Here is an 18,969-nt window from a genome sequence, read left to right as displayed (position 1 = left end):
TGATCGAGACAGATATGGAGCATACGGTGGAGTCCATTCTTAACATGAACATTCATTCTGTATATTTACAGTACTCTTCAAAGGTTAGCAACGAAACCTATAGAAACTTTATTTCTTCCTTGCAAAAAGAAGGGGTAGCGGTATATGCATTAGATGGTGCACCTGATTGGGGAATTACAGACCATGAGAGTAAAGATCAGTTTCTAGATTGGTTTCATAATTACCAAGCAGATGTGCCTTCTCGCGAGCAATTTAAAGGTATCCATCTGGATATCGAGCCTTACTTGTTAGAAAACTGGGAAACCAATCAAGAGGAAATCATCTGCCAGTTTCAAACCCTTCTCTTGCAACTAAAGCATTTTACTGAGAATAGAAACACCAGCTTAGGAATAGATATTCCTTTTTGGTTTGATGAGATTACCTTTGATAATAAATATGGACAAGGCTACCTATCGCAGTGGCTGATCCAAAATACAGATGAAACTGTGGTCATGGCCTATCGAAACTTTGCAGAAGGGAAAAACGGGATCATCGACCTCAGCTCACAGGAAGTGGACTGGGCCGAGCAGGAAAACAAAAAAATAACCATTGCTGTTGAAACTGAAAAAACTCCTGAACAGCATGTTTCTTTTTATAGCGAAAATAAACATACCCTTGCTTCCGAGATCAAGCTGGTACAAGAGCATTACAAGGGTCGGATCGCAGGAATTGCGATTCATTCTTTTGAGAGTTTGAAGAAACGATCGCAATAAAAGCCCCAACCTGTCTGAAAATAAAAAAATGGTGTCTAAAGAAAGAACTCCTTCTTAAGACACCATTTTTTTAATACTTATGCCATATAACTCTCAAAAAAGCTCCGAGATAAGCTATATTTACTAACCGATTGTTGCTTAACATCACATCTCCCCAGAATGTCACTAAGCCATCGATATAGAAACTTATTATATTTGACTTCCAATACTTTTGTATCGTAATCAAATAGCGGATACAATACGGTATCTGGATTAAAAAAATCTAAATCAATCTCATTGCTGCGTATTTCAGTATCAAATGTTATTCGAATATCATTAGTAGGGTGTATAAATGCTTTTCTTCGATATTCAATGATAACAACAGGACGATAGTGGTCGATCTTCATAATATTATAAATGGTATTCGCTGCTTTACTATTATATTTTAATAAAACATCGTAATCACATTCCATTAGTCTTTGGGCATCTTCACGATCGATCACTACACTATCCTTTCTTTGTGCAGCACCAAATTTTCGTTTGATTTCTAACTTTACTTTTGGATCATTCACGTCATAGGTTCTTATTCTAATTTTTTTGCGATTTTCTATTCCATCTACACGCTCATAGAAATCCTTATTAAAAGGGGTATCAAAATATAATGAACGAATAAGGTACCCAAAAGCTTTATTGTTCTTATCGGGGATCAGAACATCATTCAACACATTTGATAACTCAGCATATTGAAAAGAATTAATCACATATTTCATTTCTTTTCTTGATACATTCAAAGTCGTTTCACTCATTAGTAAGAAATCCTTTCGTTCCCTTATTCCATTGAAACTCGCTCCATATTCCCCCACTTATGCTTTCCTTTTCTGGTACCTAAAAAAGCACCAATTCGAAATAGAGAACACATCTGTCTATAACCAATACACTCAAATAGAGATACCGCAAGAAGTTTAAATACATCTTTTAGAGACAGAGATTCACTAAATAAATAATTACAGAAAATAATTGAAATCCAGGATATGACGATATTAAATACCATATAAAAAACCAAAAAGAAAATAAGGAACTCCAAATTAATAAAATGAAACAAATACGATAAAGTAATTGTCAATATCCCGAGAATCTCTAATAGAGGGGTTATATACTCAAATAAAACAAAATACGGATAGGAGATCATCCCCACTGTGCCATACCTTGGGCGAAAGAACATAAAGGAGTGAGAGAACAACGCTTGTCCCATACCTATATGCCAACGCTTCCTTTGTGAATTCAGTACTGATATTCTCTCAGGCACTTGGGTCCAACAGATGGCATCGGGTACATATTCAATATGATAGGGAAGATTGTTTTTCCGATAATAACAGTGCAGCTTTACAATCAAATCCATATCTTCGCCCATTACATCTGTCGTATATCCACCGACTTTGATCACCGCTTTTTTGTTATATAGACCGAAGGCACCAGAGATAATTAAGTTTGAATTCAGTCCATTCATTGCTACACGAGACATCAAAAATACACGGAAATATTCGATCATCTGGAACATAACGAGCCATTTCTTAGGTGGATCAATCTTTACGATTCTACCCTCTTTAATCGTGGCCTGATTGGCAACTCTGATATTACCTCCCACTGCAACGACATCATCACTTTCCAGAAACGGTACAACAATTTTCTCCAAAGAATCGTACTGTAAGATCGAATCTGCATCCATACAGAGAAACAGGGGGTACCTGCTTACATTAATACCGGTATTAAGAGCATCGCTTTTCCCCCCATTTTGTTTGTCTACAAGTACAATTCGTTTCCCTTCTATATCACCTTCATAAATACTTTTGATCTCTTTACAGTTTATTTGTTTATGAATAGGACGCTTCACTTCTTTTAACTCAAAGTGATCCAGTACTCTCTGCATAGTGGAGTCTTTGGAACCATCATTCACAATAATAATTTCAACTTTTTGGTAACTTAGGCGCAATAAAGAGGTGATGGAATCTATAATTGTTACCTCTTCATTGTGGGCAGGAACAATTATAGATATAGGGATATAGTTTTCCTTATTATTAAGCTGCGAGTAACCTATATGGCTTTTTTTTATAAAAAAATCATCAAGATGAAAGGAAGCCACCATGGTATTTAAAAAAACATAAGTCGCATATAGAAACATATAGACCAAGAAAAAGAAATTAATGAATAAGATGATTTGTTCTAAACCCATCTCTCTTCTCCTCCTTTTCCACCGTTCTCAATCTGGAAGCTGGCTAATGTAACTTGATCGTTATCAGAGTTGATTAAACCTTTGGAATAGAGGGTGTAAATCATAATATCTCTAGCAAACATGTCCTCTTCACTAAGGACTTTCCCGATGGAACTATCCTTATGAAAAATGTTCTCTTCTTCTAATTGAAAAAGTGTAAAAGCACAATTGTACCGCACGAACCAATTCGTATCTTTTATATATTCGTGGAGTAGTTCAATCGTCTTTTCACATGGATATAAACCAATGGCCCTAGCACATACTGCTCTAATTTCATAGTTTTCACTTTTAAATTGATGAACAATAAACGAATAAGCCTCTTGTTTATGAACCACGCCAAAATATCGAATCCCTGCAATAATGATCTCCATATCTCTAGATGTCTCAATTAATGATAAAATTTCATTTGCATACTTACTTATGTGGCAATTCGTGAAATGTTCAATAATATCGCGCTGTATTTTAGGGCTGAATGTAATTAGATTTCTCGCTAATGCCTTATTTAACTCCTGCATATCACCGCGAAAACTATCCATATAATCCACAATCACTTTATCATTAAAGTACATCTGTCCCTGAGAAATTCTCTGATATGCCTTAATAAGGTTGTCCACTTCTCCTGTATTTCTAAGGACTCGAAGTGCATTATTCCTCACATAGAGCGAGGGATCATGTAAGCTTTCTATCGCAAATTTGGTAACCTCTTCTGAATTCATATAATATTCAGCACACAAATATAGAATATAGCTCTTTCGATATTTATTGCGTACGATGCGGTTGTTATTTAATGTTTGGAAATCAAGGATAAGAGTGACCAGCTGATGAAGTCTCTCCGTTACACCTTCCTGCTTCACTTTGGCAAAATAAATAGAGTTAAATGCCTGCAGCCCTGCCCTAGATTGAACCTTTTTCCGCAGATCTACAATTTCATTATCTGAAATTACAGCTTCACTTTTTGATTCCATATACTTGTCAACAATCGGCTGTATTTCATATTCCAATTGACTGACTCTTCTTTGGTCTATGCCTTGTTTCGCTTTTGAAAAAACAATATACAAAATAACAAGGAGTAAAATAACGAAGAAAAAAATAATAAAGCAATATATCAGATCCATATAAGTCCTTTCTTAAGAGCCGTCTACATTTTCAAAATAGGCTTGAAGCACTTCATACGACTTTTTGGTTCTTTCATCGTAGTGAGTGTTACTTTTCTCTAGACGCAAATAGCTAGGAGACGTAACTTTTGTTATTTGCCCGTCTGTCTCGGCGAGAACCTGTAACCCGATTTGATTTATTTTTTGTTGAGTATTGATTCCTTCCTTATAAAAGTCACCTAATGCGATTCCGTTAATTGGGTCAATCACATTAATTAACAGCCACGGAATTCGAAGCTCGATCACATCTTCCTTCACATAAAAATCGGCAAGTGAATTATACTCGTTAGAATCGTAATCTGAATTACCAAATACAAGGGTACCGGTTTCCATGTATTTAGGCGGTACTTTCTCCATGGCTTCGTCATTTTGAAATACATTTCGAGTCAATAGATAGATTGGATCGAATGTATTTACATTCTCAGCAGGAATCGTTGTCATTTTATCCACTATATTAGAGTAGTACTTATAACGAAAATCAAAGATATTGTACCGAGACTGAACCTGAATATCTGAATCGTTTTTCCCTTGTATTCTTGCAACGAAATCAGCATTCATATCAAACATCCCATTATATCCTTCATAATCTTGTGTTCCCATAGATGGGTTAACATCAATAGCTATTCGCAGATAGTCCCTAGTAAAATGGAATTTATCCTTTTGAATCATCAGATATAAATAGCTGGAGTCATATTTGGCGTACAATTGTCCATTTTCATTATCGTATAGTAAGTCTTCTTCATTCCAATCTGTGGTGAGCCCATCCACTTTAACAGCCTGCTCATTGCTTGGAACAAACTGCATAATCCCAAAATGTTGTTCACTCGATTGCACGTCTAACCAATTTTCTGTATTCTCTATATTTTTTATATGACGTGTATTCCAGGTTCTGCTTCTCTGCCACTCATCCTGCCAGTGATATACAATGGCCCCTGCATAATCATTTTGATAAATATCATCGAGCAGCTCTGTTAAATACACCCCTTGCTCCTCTTCTGTCATTCCTCCACGACTGTAATGATCATATTCATCTTCTTTTGACATAGCTCTAGAAGTAGACAGTCCCATATTCGTAATCACAATCGGTTTTTGATGAATCTTCTTTAGCTGCTGTAAATATCCTTCAAACGATCCTTCCTTCTCTGATGAGAGAGAATGCAAATTCTCTAAGCTGAAGTTCAGAAAATCAGTATCGTTTGGAGATGCTTGATAACTAGCAAAAATCCCAGTATGAACATCATTCGTCATCTTCAATTTTTCAATATTTAACTCCGTATTACGAAACACACTGGATTGTGCGGAATGTATAATCGGATCAAGCTCAATTGTATTTAAGAAGGAAACCAGACGCTGTTGTTTGTATTTTTCTGCTTCATATTGGATGGTATAGTCTAGTGCCTCAGCCATTATATATTCAAACCCATTAAGTGAATCAGCCGTAACATATTTTCCTTCATAGATTGAATGTTCTTGATCCCTTTTATTAATAATCTTTATCAACGTAGGATCCCACGAGTTGCCGATAACATAGCCTAATACATAAGGAGAAACATCATTGTTATACCACTTACTTGTAAAAATATTTTTATCCCACAGCATCTTTCTGCCGTGGACGATATCAATCGTATGTTTGATATTTTTCTCTAAGTGTCTCTGTATTTCTTCGCTCGTTTGCTTATATTCACCATCAATGAAATCTTCATTGATAGGGATATCATGAATAATATATATTGGGTTCTGATTATTCTTATTAAACTCGTAAACTGCTTTATACAAAGCTGGTGACTGAATAGAAGGAATTCGAATCGTGTTAACATTCATCTCACTGATTTGAGCGAGCCAACTACTAATCTTCTTCTCTAGCTGATCTGAACTTAACTGCTCTTTATTAGGCAGACTTTCACTTAAGGATATCCCTTTTATTACAAATGGACTCCAGGTATTCCCATCATACTGTTCAATCTGATCACCGCTGACTCTTACTGCATAATGGACACCATTTTCCTCCCCTACACTTTTGAGATCATCCTTTTTAAAATCAAAACCTCCTAAAAAAAACAAATACATCAATAACATGATGATACATAACATACTAAATACAATTAGCATAAATTTACGCAAGTTACATCAATCCCTTACAAGTCACTCTCGTTCATTCTGTATAAGATAGCTGTATTTTGATCCATCCAACTTGATCGTTTCGCAATATAGTCTTTCATTTGTTGAATCTCTTTCTTATACTCTTCTGCTTGCGAAGCAGCACTATACCATTTGGCATGATTTCGCTGTACAGCATCTCCAAGTTGTTCAACCGCTTGATCTATCAAATTATATAAGTATGTTTCTGATAATACGTTTTTTCGAAGGTACTGATATCTTTCTATATACGTATCAACAAAATAAGGATCCTTAAAAAGCTGATCAAACCAAGTCGTGTTGAACATTCTATATCCTTCTGCACTAGAATATGGAGAATTATCAGGTGAACCGAGTATCAGATCAAAATCCCATACAGGTCCCGCATGCAGGCGACCACCTATATCTTTGTAGAAATATGTACTTACATCACCACCATCGACATTATTAAAAAAGTCGTTAATGATGGCATAATCTACAAAGGAGTCCACATCAATGTATTTTCGATATCCGCTTCTCTTATTCGTAAAATCACGAGAATACAAGGTCAATTCAAAATCATTAATATAATTAACTATCATTTGTTTTTGATTGTCCGTTATCCGTGTCTTGCCAGGATACACATACGTAAGTCGACTTCTTTTTTTCACGGTACCATCTGCGCTTACAATTTGGTCTGTTAAGACACTACTCCACAAGCTGTCTAAAACAGGCTCACCTTCTTTAATCTTGTCCCTCGCAATGATAAAGCTCGTATCTGTATAACCCTCATCGGTTTTGTTTATATTGACCCGATCCGAACTACGTGTGATCTTTTCCATAAGCATATACACGCCGCGATAACTTACATCGTTGACCTCATTTGCTTGGTCATCAAGGATATACACTTCTACAAACTGCGTCTCAGGCGCAAATGCCATGATCTCACCCGAAACTTGATAAGCTATATGATTTCGAATCAGAGAGCTATCAGCAGAAATCCCGTTTAGTACCCACTCACTATCTTTGGGCATATTTAATGGGGATACGTCTTTCTCTTCCCCATTCTCATTAATAAATTTTAGAGAGAACTGTTTTTTTGGATGAACGCGTGAAGATTGCCCTCTTATACCAATTTCCACCCTTTCTTTGATTGCTGGTTTTGATTCTGAATCTACACAGACGCGTCCATCAGAATTAACGTCATACAAGGAAAAATCCACATGATAACGAGCTGTATTTTCATCAATTAAAGAGTCGGATATGGTTTCAATATTTTGACCATTGGTATGAATCACAACAACGGGCAAGGTATGATCTTCTTCACATGAATGCATATCAGGAATTGAGTTTACCTCTTTCTCGTAATCTCCCTTTTCATAGTTAGAGGAGTAGGTGAATCGAGGAATTGCAACAATACAACCAGCAATCAATAGGACGATCATAATGAACAACAACGTTCTTCTTCCATTATTTCTCTTGTTCATATGTCTTACACCTATTCTAGTGTTTCTCCATTTTGAGAAACTACGTTAATTGAAATAACACCTTTTATTTTTTTCATATTTTCATATTCTGTTGTTGATGCATTGCCTTTCAATTTAATTTGATAAACAAGTTCAACAAACTGATCATTTACCGTCTCTGAACGCAATTTATAACCTCTGCACACTTTAAACATATGCTTTCTTATATTTTCTAAAGATTCGTCTATGTTTTCAGAGCGGATAATAATTAAGTAGCGTTCATCACTTCCAATACCATAGTTGAAAATAAAGCATACTAAAGAAATGATAACGGTGCCGATAATCGTGATCGCTAAACTGCCTGAACCTGCTCCTAACCCGATAGCAATCGTCCAGAATATGTACGCTGTATCTCTTGGGTCTTTAACCGCAGTACGGAAGCGAACAATAGAAAGAGCCCCGACCATCCCTAATGACAGTGCAATATTCCCGCCAATAATGCTCATAATAACCGTAGTTATTAGTGTTAACATGACTAAGGAAACGTTGAATTTCTTACTATACAAAATGCTTCCATAGGTGAATCGATATGTAATAAACACAATTAAACTTAGGACTAGAGCTACTAACGTATTCCCTAATAGCTGTGTAGTCGTAACATCCGCTGTACTGCCATACAACAGTTCATATAAAGCATCTTTCATAAATCACAACTCCAAATCATTTTTATAATTCATTCATATCAGAATAGGTGTAAAGTACCATTCCTTTATGACTAGTAGATAAGATAGCATCATCAATAAATGACGTCAAGAATTGGAGGTGGAAATAAAAAATGATGCAAAAATCCATATCAAATATATACAAAAATACTGCTAACATCGCTATGTCAGCAGTATTTTTGTATATATTCAATGATTTGGAATAGTCTTAAAAATTTTCATTTCTTCTTCCAGATCCACCCTTTTTACATATGGATTGTTCAGAGTCAAGCTGCAATTGAGAGTTTCACTATGCGTTTCTATTTATGATTCTGTATCGATGTTCTTTATTACTTTTGCCGGTACTCCTGCGACTACTGTGTTATTAGGTACATCTTTAGTGACAACAGCACCCGCGGCGACCACAGCATGATCCCCAATCGTTACCCCGGGAAGTATCGTTGCACTCGAACCAACCCATACATTTTGTCCAATAACAACGGGTGAGGGATAGGTTACATTTCTTGTTTCTACGGATAATCCATGATTTAAAGTTGCAATGGTGACATTCATACCAATCAGTGAACCATCTCCAATTCTAATCCCGCCTCGATCTTGAAAGGAACATCCGGTGTTAAAGAACACGTTTTTTCCAACCGTAATATTTTTACCGAAGTCTGTATAAAACGGAGGGAAACACATAAAAGATGGATCCACTTCAGTACCTGTCAGTTCACGAAAAATCTCTACAATTTCTTCTTTTGAGTGGTACGATGTATTCAGCTTCATAGTTATCCTTTGCGCTTCGTAGCTGCACTCTGTCAGCAGACCATGTAATTCTATATCGTTTCCTGAAATGGGGTTACCTTCTTTACAAAATTCAATGAATGCTTTCCTATCCATCACTGAACCCCCTGCCCTTTATTATACTTCTTGTTTAGTTGGACGAATAATCATATCACTAACCGATACTCTCTCCGGTGTATCAATTACATAAGCGACTGCTTGGGCAATATCCTCGGCAGACAGGCCCCATTCCTTTTGCACTTTATGTAACTCTTCTCCCACTTTTTTATCGCTTATTGTCTTGTAAAGCTCTGTCTCGACGGCTCCTGGTGAAATAATGGTCGATTTGATATTGTTTTCCCTTTGTTCTTGTCTTAGTCCTTCCATAATTGCTCTTACCGCAAATTTCGTACCACAATATACGGCAGAATCCGGATAGACAACATGGCCAGCTACTGAATCCGTTGAGATAATATGTCCTGATCCTTGTCCAACCATTTGAGGAAGAACAGCTGCAATCCCATTCAGTACGCCCATTACATTGATACCTAGCATCTCTTTCCACTCATCACGTTTTGCCTCAATTAGTGGTGCTGTCGGCATGATCCCCGCGTTATTAAAAAGTACATCAATTCTGCCAAATTCGGTAAGAGCTAAATCAATAACCTGCTGTACATCCTCATAACTTGAGACATCTGCCTTCTTATAGACGATGGATGCATCAGGAAGGGACTCTCTGATTCTCTTTAGATTTTCCTCTCTACGTGCTGCTAATACTAATTTAGCACCTTTATTCGCCAGTATTTTTGCCGTTGCTTCTCCAATCCCGCTAGATGCCCCCATAATAATGATCACTTTGTCCTGTATAGCCATCTCTAATTCCTCCCTTACTCATTCTCTGTTATCAATTAAAGCTTAGAATGATTCAGGCTAAATATCCAATACCTATATAAAATACACTCATATGCTTTTTGGGCATACCATAACTATTTTCATTTGAACACTAGCACCATACAAACACTATAGGATACTTGTAGATATAAATGAAAATGAGCCCGGTATCATTACCGAACTCATTTCATCAAACGATCTGATTCATATTTAATTTATCTATTTAAAGACGCTTCACAGATGAAAACAGCCTCTTAATGCTTTAAGGCTTTAAGGCTTTGACACTGATACAAGGAGTTCGTTATCACCGGAAATCACTGTCACTTCCGGCGGTAGAACCAGGTCTTTCACGAAGAGCGTTTCTCCAATTTCCATCGCGCTGATGTCCAGCTCAACTATAGACGGCAGGTCTTTCGGTAGTGCCTCCACTTCCACATATGGGTCTTGGATTTGCACAACTCCTCCCCACTTCGCTCCGGCAGGAACACCTACGATCTTGACCCCTAGCTTCGTCCGAATGATCTCATCGGTTTGAACAAGCTGAAAATCGACATGCAAAGGTTGGCGGGTTACTGGGTTCCGTTGAAGATCTTCTAACAGAACGATAAACGAATAATCATCTTCGATCTTCAGTTCAATAAAGCCAGAAGCCCCCTTCTTTATCCACTTTTCAAATTGTTTGGTGCAAATATGAATAATTTGATTGTCTGCGTTTTTCCCGAATACAACCCCTGGCAAACGCCCCTCCTGACGTAAATTTCGAAGTCCAGAAGGATTGAGTTGCGAACGTCTTTCGGTATGAATATATGTAGCCATGCTCTACCTCTCCTTTTCAATGAGTGATCTTAGCGCGCATTAGTAGCAGCCGTCGAACCGCCCCTGAGCGGGGACCAATAGAGAAACACAGCATCACAACCTCCATCCTTTTTCGGGTAGATAGTAATACATTAATGTAAAAAACCCATAAATATAGACGAAAGCACTCCGCTCTAGTGAGTGGAATGCCTATGGGTTTCACCAACCATACCATATGTTCTCATTTATGTCGATGAATTACTTAGTTAGATTATTGAACCTCTCTAAACGTATTAGCAGCATTAATGAACATGTCGCGTTTTTCATCCATCCGATTTTGAAGAGTCCAGAATAACAATTGAGTAAAGTTACCGTCGGTTTCTACAAGTGTGATCAGGTAACTAATTTTGATTTTGTCAATTTCACCACTTAGCTCGTATTGTACAGCTGGCTGTCCATTGACCTCCATTTCCTTGGGGTCTGTTAATGTGGCATTCAATAATATTTGTGACATGGAGTCAGTAACCGCTGTAGAATAATCAGTCAATGTGAAGTTATCGACAAAAGTATCCTTACTCTCACGGAGAACTATCATATATTCCTCTTGCTGCATACGTGAGGCTTGAATGTCAGCATCAGGAGACAACTCAAGTTCGTATGACATAGAAGCAGGAACCGTAATCTCTGCCTTCTTGTCATCAGTCGTCATTGTGGTCACTCCTGTATTCTTATCATCTTTGTTGTTAGGATCTGTAGATTTGGGGGGCGAAGTAGATGTAGACGCTGGAGTTGTTGGTGTTTCCTTTAATACCTTAAATGATTCAATCGCCTGTAAAAGCTCTTCTTTGTTAGCTTCAAATTTAGATTGTGTAGACCATGTAATAATTTGATAAAAGGAGCCGCCCTTTTCTATTAAAGCCACTAAATAATGCACTTTCACCTTCTGCGCCTCACCGGTAATCTCAAATAACTGAGCTTCAGAAGAATCCACATTTATTGTTTTATTGTTAGATTCCTCCGCATTAGTTATAGACAAGTCTATATTACTCATAAATACAGCTTTGAAATCGTCTAATGTAGCATCGTCCGCCATATTCGACTTTAGAAGAGCATTTACTATTGCATACTTTTCGTTTTTTCTTTCGGAAACTGCCAAAATGGCCTGTTCATTAAGAGCAGGGTCCTCTACCCAACCCTTATTCACAGTTAACTCGACCTGCCCGTCTTTAGAAGTAAATGTTTTCTCCTCTTTGTCACCACCAGATGTGTTATTACCGTTGTTACTTGAACTACAGGCCGAAATAAAAAGAACAGATAACAGCAAAATAATCAGTACCTTGCCGGTACTACGTTTACTTTGTTTTCTCAATTTGTTCTCTCCTCTTCCTTATGTATAATAAGTTACTCTTAAACCCCTTATTGATTGTCGAATCACAAATATGGTTTTTTAGTAAAAAATATGTAACTTCCTGACTTTAATGCATATCTGCCATCTGTCTGAAAGCCGAGTATAATTTCGACAACAATACAGCAAAATCCAGTCCAGGTTATTGTAATTGCAGGTAATGGGTTCGACTAGACCATTATATTAACTGCAACACGCATTTATACAGAATAAATTTTTGGTTTACTTAGATGCGGTTCACCGCGGCGTAACCGACTTGCGATGGCAATCAGCATCTGCAGTCAGCTCTGGGTGTCCCAGCAGGACCTTTTATCCTGAGCCGTACGGATCTTCCGGTACTCCTCGACGTCAGTAGAGTTTGTTGTTTTGTTACTTCTAAGTAGAAATTCCAATCGATGTGTTTTCATATTCTGCATTATTTAATGCTTTCAGAATAAAATGTGCAACGTCAGCACGCGGTATGGACCTTGCGTTTTTGGGTACACTTGTCGTAGATTCTCTGTACTTCCCTGAAAGGGGACGATTAGTTAAGCCCAAAGGTCTAACAATGGTGTAGTTCAGTCCATGTGCCACAATATCATCCGTAGCAGCCCTGTGATCTACTAGAGTATTCTTAAGCATTCTCATGATCAGTTTTCCGCTGATCCCTGGTAGCTCGTTATGTATCCCAGCAGATGCGGTATAGACGATTCGTTTGACATCATGCTCCTGCATGCCAGCAACAATATTTTTCGTCATCTCCTGGAGATCGGTTGATTTTTTCATTCCTTGATTAGAGCCTAAGCATGACACGACCGCATCATGACCAACAATTGCTGCTACGACTTCTGCTTGGTTGAAAGCATCTCCTTTTATAATTTTTAAATTATCGTGTGTAACTTCCAGCTTTGTTGGTGTCCGTACAAATGCGGTTACCTCAAAACCATTCTCTACTGCCTGCTTCACGACAGACTGACCTACACCGCCCGTTGCTCCAAAAACAATAATTTTCATAGCTCCTCACCTTTCTTTCCGATCGATTTTTTATACTTATTGGTAATATCCTATTAATAATAAATTAATACAGCTGCTTCGAAACCAAATACCATGAACGGTCATCTTCACTATAGCGGTATGAATGTTGTAGTTGTAACTCGAAACCTAAACATTGATAAATACGTAACATCCTCTGCTCAATCTCGTTTAATTTCACGTTACTACCTATCGTATAACCAAACCTCTCCTCCTTATAGTAGTTGTACCCTTTCATTTTCGCAAATGGTGGAAGCTCTTTCAAAACTTGCTTCATCATTACTTCCCCATCCACTTCTTTATAATCAAACGTTAAATAAATACCTCGGTCATATGCATTCATAGTCACATCATGATAAACCATTTCGAAAAATTCCCCGTTATAGCCGCTAAACCGCAACTTCGTTTTACCAAGCAATGTAGTATTCATAATAGTCATATACTGCTTGACGATGCGTGAAAAATAGTCGATATATGTATGTTGCTTTGCCATCTCTACGTTAATCATGCAATCCTCTTGAATCGACTGACGTAGAACTGAATTTTTAATTTTCGTCCGATCTCCTACCCAATAAAATGAGCGATTTTTGTAATCAAAACCCGCTTGATTAGGAATGGAAAATTCATATTTTATGTATATAGTATAAATGCTGTTTTGTATTGCTATTTTTTTTAACGTTTCTGCAATTACATTTGCAATTGAGGGTGTTAAATTGGTACTTCCAAGATAGTTATAAGCTATTTCTAACACATGTTCACTATCCACTAAAAAGTCGAACGTAGAAGTAATGGAGTTAATACTAAAAATAACTCCATTATTTTCCCCGTTTTTTGGTTTTACATTGATTGCTTCATTATTATGCAACTGATTTGGTACATGTTTAACTACAACCCAATCTGAATTCGAAAATTGCTTAAAAAAAGCTAATTCGATATCATTTAACGTTTTGTTCATTGTTGAATCTACCTCTTTTTATTATTGTTTATTATTAGATTTATCCCTATTTATGATACGGCTCCCCCCGGTTAATCTTCACCGCACGGTAAATCTGCTCCACGAGCACGAGACGCATCAGCTGATGCGGCAAAGTCATTCGCCCAAAGCTCAGACGCTGCTGTGCACGCCGAAGTACTGTATTCGATAACCCATTGCTGCCGCCAATTACAAAGACAATATGGCTTGTTCCATAAGTAGCAAGCTTATCAATCTCGGCAGCTAGATCTTCCGAACTCCACAGCTGACCATCCAGTGCTAACGCAATCACATGGGCATCACCTTTAATATGACCAAGGATCTTCTCCCCCTCACGGTCCTTCACATTCTGAATCTCGGCATCACTCATGTTCTCAGGAGCTTTTTCGTCCGGTACTTCAATCACCTGAAACTTGATATAAGGCGCAAGACGTTTTGCATACTCCTGAATGCCCTGTACTAAATATTTCTCTTTTAATTTTCCTACACTAATAATTTGAATAAACATCTTATTCCTACCTCCTATATAAAACGGCTTTTACCGCTATGTACGGACAATGCCTGCTGCTTTCCTCTTTATGCTCCGCTCATCTTCTTAATCCAATTACAAATTACCATCTACGTTATATATACAAGCAAAAAGAGCGCAAACTTCACGCTCTCCCCATGTTTACTATTCGACTATATCCGTGCGAAGCATGAACCTCTTAGACCACTAGGAACTCCGCGTTGTTATCACATTCTGAGCACTTTACCGGCGGGTCCCAGTCGGAGAATTCGGTTTCTTTCAAATCTACAATATCGGGTGCATCCTCGAATTCATCAACAAACTGGTCAATGGCATGCTCCACATGATCTTTACATACGGTGTACATTCACTCAAGCATCCTTTCTGTCTTTACCCTTCTTACGGCTGTGTCCTTATGCTTCAAGGCAAACGCCCTCACATATGGACATGCTCCTTCTCTTGTTCTACCACACCTGCGCTTGAAAAGAAACCCTTTATCCTTTTTCTCCCCTACAATGGGGTAGAATAGGACTTTTCATCGTGACCTTTGCTTCTGCCTGTGTGTAGCCTTCCCAGATTGAGTAACCTGCCATGCATGCTCAGAAAATAAAGAGCAAAAAATAAAAACGGCTTCCACCTGCCCGGGGAAAACCGTTTTCGCTCTGATGCTATTCATCTGGTTTATCTGTAAGCTTAGCGGAAACTTCCGTCAGCTCCCCATCACGATAAAACTTTATTTTGAGTTCCTCGCCAATTTTCTTCTTCTCATACAGGTGCTTACGCAGATCGAGCGTTGATTTAATTTTCTTTCCATCGAACTCCACAATGACGTCATTCATCTTAAGCCCCGCTTCGTCCGCTGGACCGGATGATTCAAGCACGATCACGCCCTCTTCAACGGAGTCAGGCAGCTTCATCTCTTCCCGCTGTTCTTTATCAAGCGGAGCATAAGGACTGGCTAGATCTACGGTGTATACACCAAGATAAGGACGAGAGACTTTTCCATCCCCCATCAGATCATCGACAATCGTCATCACATCATGCGTTGGAATCGCAAACCCTAGCCCTTCCACGCCCGTATCTGCAATCTTCATCGTGTTGATCCCAACCAAATTGCCCTCTAAATCAACCAAGGCACCGCCGCTGTTTCCTTCATTAATAGCAGCATCCGTCTGAATGACCGACTGTTCCCAGTCATATATTCCGTCCTGATTAATCGAGACCGGGATCTGACGATCAATGTAGCTTACAATCCCTCTTGTCATCGTACCGCCAAGTCCTAATGGGTTCCCAATGGCAAGTACAGTCTGACCTCGGCGCAGTTTGGTAGAATCTCCGAGCTCCACTGCTGTATTAATCCCGCTGCTATCAATGGACAGCACAGCAATATCACTGATTCGGTCTTTACCGATCAGTTCTGCTTCTTTGGATACCCCATCTACGGTTACAGCTTCTAGGTTCTCTCCACGATCGACAACATGATGATTGGTCATGATATATGCTTTTTTACCTTCAATTTTAAAAATAACGCCCGACCCTAAAGCCGAATCCGAAATTTTAGAACCCTCAACGTCTTTATGGCTCACAATACTTACTACAGCTGGACGCACCTTATCTCCCGCTTGCATAATTTGTGTCTCATAAGAGTCAGTCCCTCCGCTTGCATAAGAACTTTGTCCAGCAAAAGCCATTTGTGTATTCCCTGGATATACAATCCACGCAAATAAAGTCACAGATACAATGGCACTAATCACCGAGCTGATTACAGCAACCTGAATCGTTGAAAAAGTGGAAGATTCCGTATTCTTTACTGTCTTCGGCCACCATCTTTTGCGGCTGACTCTAATTCGATTTGGAAGATTTCCGGTCCGTTTTGATACTTTGGTGGAATAAAACTCGTCGTCAAACAATCCCATTGGATTCTCTCCCCTCGTATCACTTGCATCAAGACCGTTAACTGCCTTAATACGTGCTTATTTCTCTGTTCACATGAATAATGATTTATAAATTGCTACAAGTTTCATATCTTCTCTACTATAGTTAACCCATCTAAAACGAAAAAGTTTCGAAAAAAAGGGGAAGTAATCATTCTCTATAACATATATCACCATCATTTTACCGCTTTAAGCGCGGCAACGTAAATGGATTATAGACCTCATTTTTTATCCGAACCAACCGAAATAACAAGGTCTTTATTCCCATTTTTATACCAAGCTAAAATCCTAAAAAAGCTTCCTTAGCATAGCATGACCCTTCCTTCTCAAGAAACAAGAAAAAACAGGAATGTTTTTGCCCCTGTCTGACTACAATACAATTAAGAGCTTACTAGACTGGCTGAAAGTTTCATATAATTGGCTACTCAAATTAGAAGGAGGTATCACTATGAATCGTGTATACACAGCTATGGAAGAGGTAGGTCTTGTCGCCAAATTAGCAGATCTCAAAGAAGAACATTACCGCAACACGCTTGCGTTAAGCACCATCATTGAGTTGCTCATTGAAAAAAACATCCTTACCCGAGAAGAGGTAGAAAAAAAAGCTGCCGATCTCGACAGCTTTATGGAGAACTCACCTTATCCCACGGTGTAGGCCGGTCATAATACGTTTCACAAAGTTGGAATTCGCTATCCTTATAGAAGCATCCTCGTTCTTCCATTGCATTTCGTACCGTAAGTTTGGCGAGTTCCATCATATTATGATCACGGCTCAGATGAGCCAAATATACACGTTTTGTAATTCCATTCATCAGTTCGCTAAGGGCAGCACCTGCTGCTTCATTCGATAGGTGACCAAGGTCGCCCATAATCCGTCTCTTGGTATTCCATGGGTAACGTCCCATTCGCAGCATATCAATATCATGATTGGCTTCTAGTACCATGACATCTGCATCTGAGATCGCATCGCGTACTTTATCACTCATATAGCCAAGATCGGTTGCCACACTTAGTTTCTCTTTACCATCATAGAAAGAGTAGCCTACAGGCTCTGCTGCATCATGTGAAATACCAAATGACTCCACGCGAAGTGATTTAAACTCTGTTACCTCTCCGCTCTCCAAAAACCGAATGTTTTCCTCAGCGATTTTACCAATCGATTTTTGCATTGCTTTCCATGTGTTTGTGTTCGCATAGATCGGCAAATTATATTTTCGTGCTACTGCACCAAGACCCCGAATATGGTCTGAATGTTCATGTGTAACTAAAATTCCGTCCAGTTGTGAACCCAGCATGTCCCGCTCTAGCATGAGTTCATCGATTCGCTTCGCACTGAGCCCTGCATCTATTAATAAAGCCGTATCATCATTACGAACGACTGTCGCATTCCCTGTCGAACCACTCGACAACACGGTAAAACGTATCCCCATAACTCATTACTCCTCCGGTTTTTCTGTCTTCGGACTAATCACCTCTCCGCTGATGCCCTGAACATAATAGGTCTGCCCACCTTCGAGCACAAATCTCCACGCAGGGGCTGCCACTTGGCTGTCCGAGTTAAACTCCTCACCATAATATCCAAGCGTGATATCCTGTACGACCGCTTCATTTGGTAAAAAAAGCTCCACCAGCGTACCAAGCGCCTTGGAAGCCGGAAGCACTTGTTGTTCCTCTTCAAATGTTGACATCTCAATCGGTGATTGCCGGTAAGCTGTTATTTTCTGATTTGAATAATATAATTCTAGATTCACATGAAAAAGAGGCCATTTTTGCTCCGCAAGCGGATGTAAAATAAATCGGTCTGAAGCATCCAGATTCGCAAGCGGGTCCAGTTTATACTGATTAATATCTGGAATTGTCTTTTTCAGCGCAGCCGCCATTTCTTTTTCAGTAAACACTAGTTTACTATCAATAGGCTGATCAAGCTGTACTATTCCTGCTGCCTTGTCTCCATTAAGATATCGATAGGTCAGCTTTGGCATAACAGGTGTGTCGCTTGGAATGGGCGCAAGAATCTGAATCCCCTTCTCTTCCATCAGTCGCTGTGTACTGTCACCAAGAGAAGCATAGTCAAGACTTGAGCCGGCCGATTCCCGTGCATCCACCCACAACTGATAACCGAGAACCAGGTTCAGCAGCAGAAAAGCATATATTAATACATTCTTGGCACGGCCAAAGTCCATCTTTTCACCTCATTTCATTATAGACCACCTGCAGAGGCCAGTCCAAG

General features: G+C 38.8%; 19 protein-coding genes. 2 read left to right on the top strand and 17 right to left on the bottom strand.

Annotated features, from left to right (window positions below; all coding sequences use genetic code 11):
- Window positions 1-44 precede the first annotated feature (44 nt).
- The gene (locus GQY27_RS14465) at window positions 45-752 is read left to right on the top strand and encodes a hypothetical protein (RefSeq protein WP_160035607.1); all 708 of its coding nucleotides are present in this window, start codon (window positions 45-47) and stop codon (window positions 750-752) included.
- Between the two features lie 77 nt (window positions 753-829).
- On the opposite strand, the gene GQY27_RS14460 is transcribed toward GQY27_RS14465, so the two are convergent.
- The 15 genes from GQY27_RS14460 to GQY27_RS14390 form a co-directional block, all read right to left on the bottom strand.
- Window positions 830-1,537, bottom strand: a complete 708-nt coding sequence (locus GQY27_RS14460) for a polyphosphate polymerase domain-containing protein (protein ID WP_201450732.1) — start codon at window positions 1,535-1,537, stop codon at window positions 830-832.
- A 23-nt stretch (window positions 1,538-1,560) separates the two neighbouring features.
- A complete protein-coding gene (locus GQY27_RS14455; protein WP_160035605.1) occupies window positions 1,561-2,961 on the bottom strand; it encodes a glycosyltransferase family 2 protein in 1,401 nt (466 codons plus the stop codon).
- Entirely contained in the window at window positions 2,952-4,001 is a 1,050-nt protein-coding gene (locus GQY27_RS14450; protein ID WP_160035603.1) for a HEAT repeat domain-containing protein, read from the bottom strand. Before GQY27_RS14450 ends, GQY27_RS14455 begins: the two co-directional genes overlap by 10 nt.
- Window positions 4,002-4,127: 126 nt before the next feature.
- Entirely contained in the window at window positions 4,128-6,275 is a 2,148-nt protein-coding gene (locus GQY27_RS14445) for a hypothetical protein (RefSeq protein WP_160035601.1), read from the bottom strand.
- A gap of 14 nt (window positions 6,276-6,289) precedes the next feature.
- Window positions 6,290-7,756 (bottom strand): CotH kinase family protein, encoded by a 1,467-nt coding sequence (locus tag GQY27_RS14440; protein WP_160035599.1) that lies wholly within the window; start codon window positions 7,754-7,756, stop codon window positions 6,290-6,292.
- An 11-nt stretch (window positions 7,757-7,767) separates the two neighbouring features.
- Window positions 7,768-8,439, bottom strand: coding sequence for a DUF4956 domain-containing protein (locus GQY27_RS14435; RefSeq protein WP_160035597.1), 672 nt, complete (start codon window positions 8,437-8,439; stop codon window positions 7,768-7,770).
- A 321-nt stretch (window positions 8,440-8,760) separates the two neighbouring features.
- Window positions 8,761-9,339 (bottom strand): DapH/DapD/GlmU-related protein, encoded by a 579-nt coding sequence (locus GQY27_RS14430; RefSeq protein ID WP_160035595.1) that lies wholly within the window; start codon window positions 9,337-9,339, stop codon window positions 8,761-8,763.
- A 21-nt stretch (window positions 9,340-9,360) separates the two neighbouring features.
- Window positions 9,361-10,095 carry an SDR family oxidoreductase gene (locus GQY27_RS14425; RefSeq protein ID WP_160035593.1) on the bottom strand — a complete coding sequence of 245 codons (735 nt, stop codon included), beginning with the start codon at window positions 10,093-10,095 and terminating at the stop codon, window positions 9,361-9,363.
- Between the two features lie 288 nt (window positions 10,096-10,383).
- Window positions 10,384-10,929: a 50S ribosomal protein L25 gene (locus GQY27_RS14420; protein ID WP_160035591.1), complete on the bottom strand. Its 546-nt coding sequence runs from the start codon at window positions 10,927-10,929 to the stop codon at window positions 10,384-10,386.
- 250 nt (window positions 10,930-11,179) lie between these two features.
- Window positions 11,180-12,277 carry a hypothetical protein gene (locus GQY27_RS14415; protein WP_160035589.1) on the bottom strand — a complete coding sequence of 366 codons (1,098 nt, stop codon included), beginning with the start codon at window positions 12,275-12,277 and terminating at the stop codon, window positions 11,180-11,182.
- 411 nt (window positions 12,278-12,688) lie between these two features.
- On the bottom strand, window positions 12,689-13,306 hold the full coding sequence (locus GQY27_RS14410; RefSeq protein ID WP_160035587.1) for an NAD(P)-dependent oxidoreductase: 618 nt from the start codon (window positions 13,304-13,306) through the stop codon (window positions 12,689-12,691).
- A gap of 64 nt (window positions 13,307-13,370) precedes the next feature.
- On the bottom strand, window positions 13,371-14,279 hold the full coding sequence (locus tag GQY27_RS14405; RefSeq protein WP_160035585.1) for a hypothetical protein: 909 nt from the start codon (window positions 14,277-14,279) through the stop codon (window positions 13,371-13,373).
- Window positions 14,280-14,325: 46 nt separating this feature from the next.
- Complete coding sequence (gene rlmH / locus GQY27_RS14400) at window positions 14,326-14,805, bottom strand: 23S rRNA (pseudouridine(1915)-N(3))-methyltransferase RlmH (RefSeq protein ID WP_160035583.1); 480 nt, start codon at window positions 14,803-14,805, stop codon at window positions 14,326-14,328.
- 199 nt (window positions 14,806-15,004) lie between these two features.
- A complete protein-coding gene (locus tag GQY27_RS14395; protein ID WP_160035581.1) occupies window positions 15,005-15,172 on the bottom strand; it encodes a CxxH/CxxC protein in 168 nt (55 codons plus the stop codon).
- A gap of 301 nt (window positions 15,173-15,473) precedes the next feature.
- Window positions 15,474-16,721: a S1C family serine protease gene (locus GQY27_RS14390; RefSeq protein ID WP_160035579.1), complete on the bottom strand. Its 1,248-nt coding sequence runs from the start codon at window positions 16,719-16,721 to the stop codon at window positions 15,474-15,476.
- Window positions 16,722-17,187: 466 nt separating this feature from the next.
- Between GQY27_RS14390 and GQY27_RS14385 the strand changes: the two genes are divergently transcribed.
- Window positions 17,188-17,394 (top strand): hypothetical protein, encoded by a 207-nt coding sequence (locus tag GQY27_RS14385; protein WP_160035577.1) that lies wholly within the window; start codon window positions 17,188-17,190, stop codon window positions 17,392-17,394.
- On the opposite strand, the gene GQY27_RS14380 is transcribed toward GQY27_RS14385, so the two are convergent.
- The gene (locus GQY27_RS14380) at window positions 17,363-18,169 is read right to left on the bottom strand and encodes an MBL fold metallo-hydrolase (protein ID WP_160035575.1); all 807 of its coding nucleotides are present in this window, start codon (window positions 18,167-18,169) and stop codon (window positions 17,363-17,365) included. The two genes, GQY27_RS14385 and GQY27_RS14380, sit on opposite strands and share 32 nt — an antisense overlap.
- A gap of 6 nt (window positions 18,170-18,175) precedes the next feature.
- Window positions 18,176-18,922: a two-component system regulatory protein YycI gene (yycI, locus tag GQY27_RS14375; protein WP_160035573.1), complete on the bottom strand. Its 747-nt coding sequence runs from the start codon at window positions 18,920-18,922 to the stop codon at window positions 18,176-18,178.
- Window positions 18,923-18,969: the final 47 nt, after the last annotated feature.

The organism is Paenibacillus sp. An7 (genome assembly GCF_009870785.1).
Taxonomy (GTDB): Bacteria; Bacillota; Bacilli; order Paenibacillales; family Paenibacillaceae; genus Paenibacillus.
This window is presented reverse-complemented; position numbering and strand designations above follow the sequence as displayed.

Coding starts and splice junctions, on each gene's coding strand:
- GQY27_RS14420 (WP_160035591.1), bottom strand. CDS start 10,929: ATGGCTACATATATTCATACCGAAAGACGTTCGCAACTCAATCCTTCT.
- GQY27_RS14455 (WP_160035605.1), bottom strand. CDS start 2,961: ATGGGTTTAGAACAAATCATCTTATTCATTAATTTCTTTTTCTTGGTC.
- GQY27_RS14385 (WP_160035577.1), top strand. CDS start 17,188: ATGAATCGTGTATACACAGCTATGGAAGAGGTAGGTCTTGTCGCCAAA.
- GQY27_RS14460 (WP_201450732.1), bottom strand. CDS start 1,537: ATGAGTGAAACGACTTTGAATGTATCAAGAAAAGAAATGAAATATGTG.
- GQY27_RS14390 (WP_160035579.1), bottom strand. CDS start 16,721: ATGGGATTGTTTGACGACGAGTTTTATTCCACCAAAGTATCAAAACGG.
- GQY27_RS14410 (WP_160035587.1), bottom strand. CDS start 13,306: ATGAAAATTATTGTTTTTGGAGCAACGGGCGGTGTAGGTCAGTCTGTC.
- GQY27_RS14440 (WP_160035599.1), bottom strand. CDS start 7,756: ATGAACAAGAGAAATAATGGAAGAAGAACGTTGTTGTTCATTATGATC.
- GQY27_RS14405 (WP_160035585.1), bottom strand. CDS start 14,279: ATGAACAAAACGTTAAATGATATCGAATTAGCTTTTTTTAAGCAATTT.
- GQY27_RS14430 (WP_160035595.1), bottom strand. CDS start 9,339: ATGGATAGGAAAGCATTCATTGAATTTTGTAAAGAAGGTAACCCCATT.
- GQY27_RS14435 (WP_160035597.1), bottom strand. CDS start 8,439: ATGAAAGATGCTTTATATGAACTGTTGTATGGCAGTACAGCGGATGTT.
- yycI (WP_160035573.1), bottom strand. CDS start 18,922: ATGGACTTTGGCCGTGCCAAGAATGTATTAATATATGCTTTTCTGCTG.
- GQY27_RS14395 (WP_160035581.1), bottom strand. CDS start 15,172: ATGTACACCGTATGTAAAGATCATGTGGAGCATGCCATTGACCAGTTT.
- rlmH (WP_160035583.1), bottom strand. CDS start 14,805: ATGTTTATTCAAATTATTAGTGTAGGAAAATTAAAAGAGAAATATTTA.
- GQY27_RS14465 (WP_160035607.1), top strand. CDS start 45: ATGAACATTCATTCTGTATATTTACAGTACTCTTCAAAGGTTAGCAAC.
- GQY27_RS14380 (WP_160035575.1), bottom strand. CDS start 18,169: ATGGGGATACGTTTTACCGTGTTGTCGAGTGGTTCGACAGGGAATGCG.
- GQY27_RS14425 (WP_160035593.1), bottom strand. CDS start 10,095: ATGGCTATACAGGACAAAGTGATCATTATTATGGGGGCATCTAGCGGG.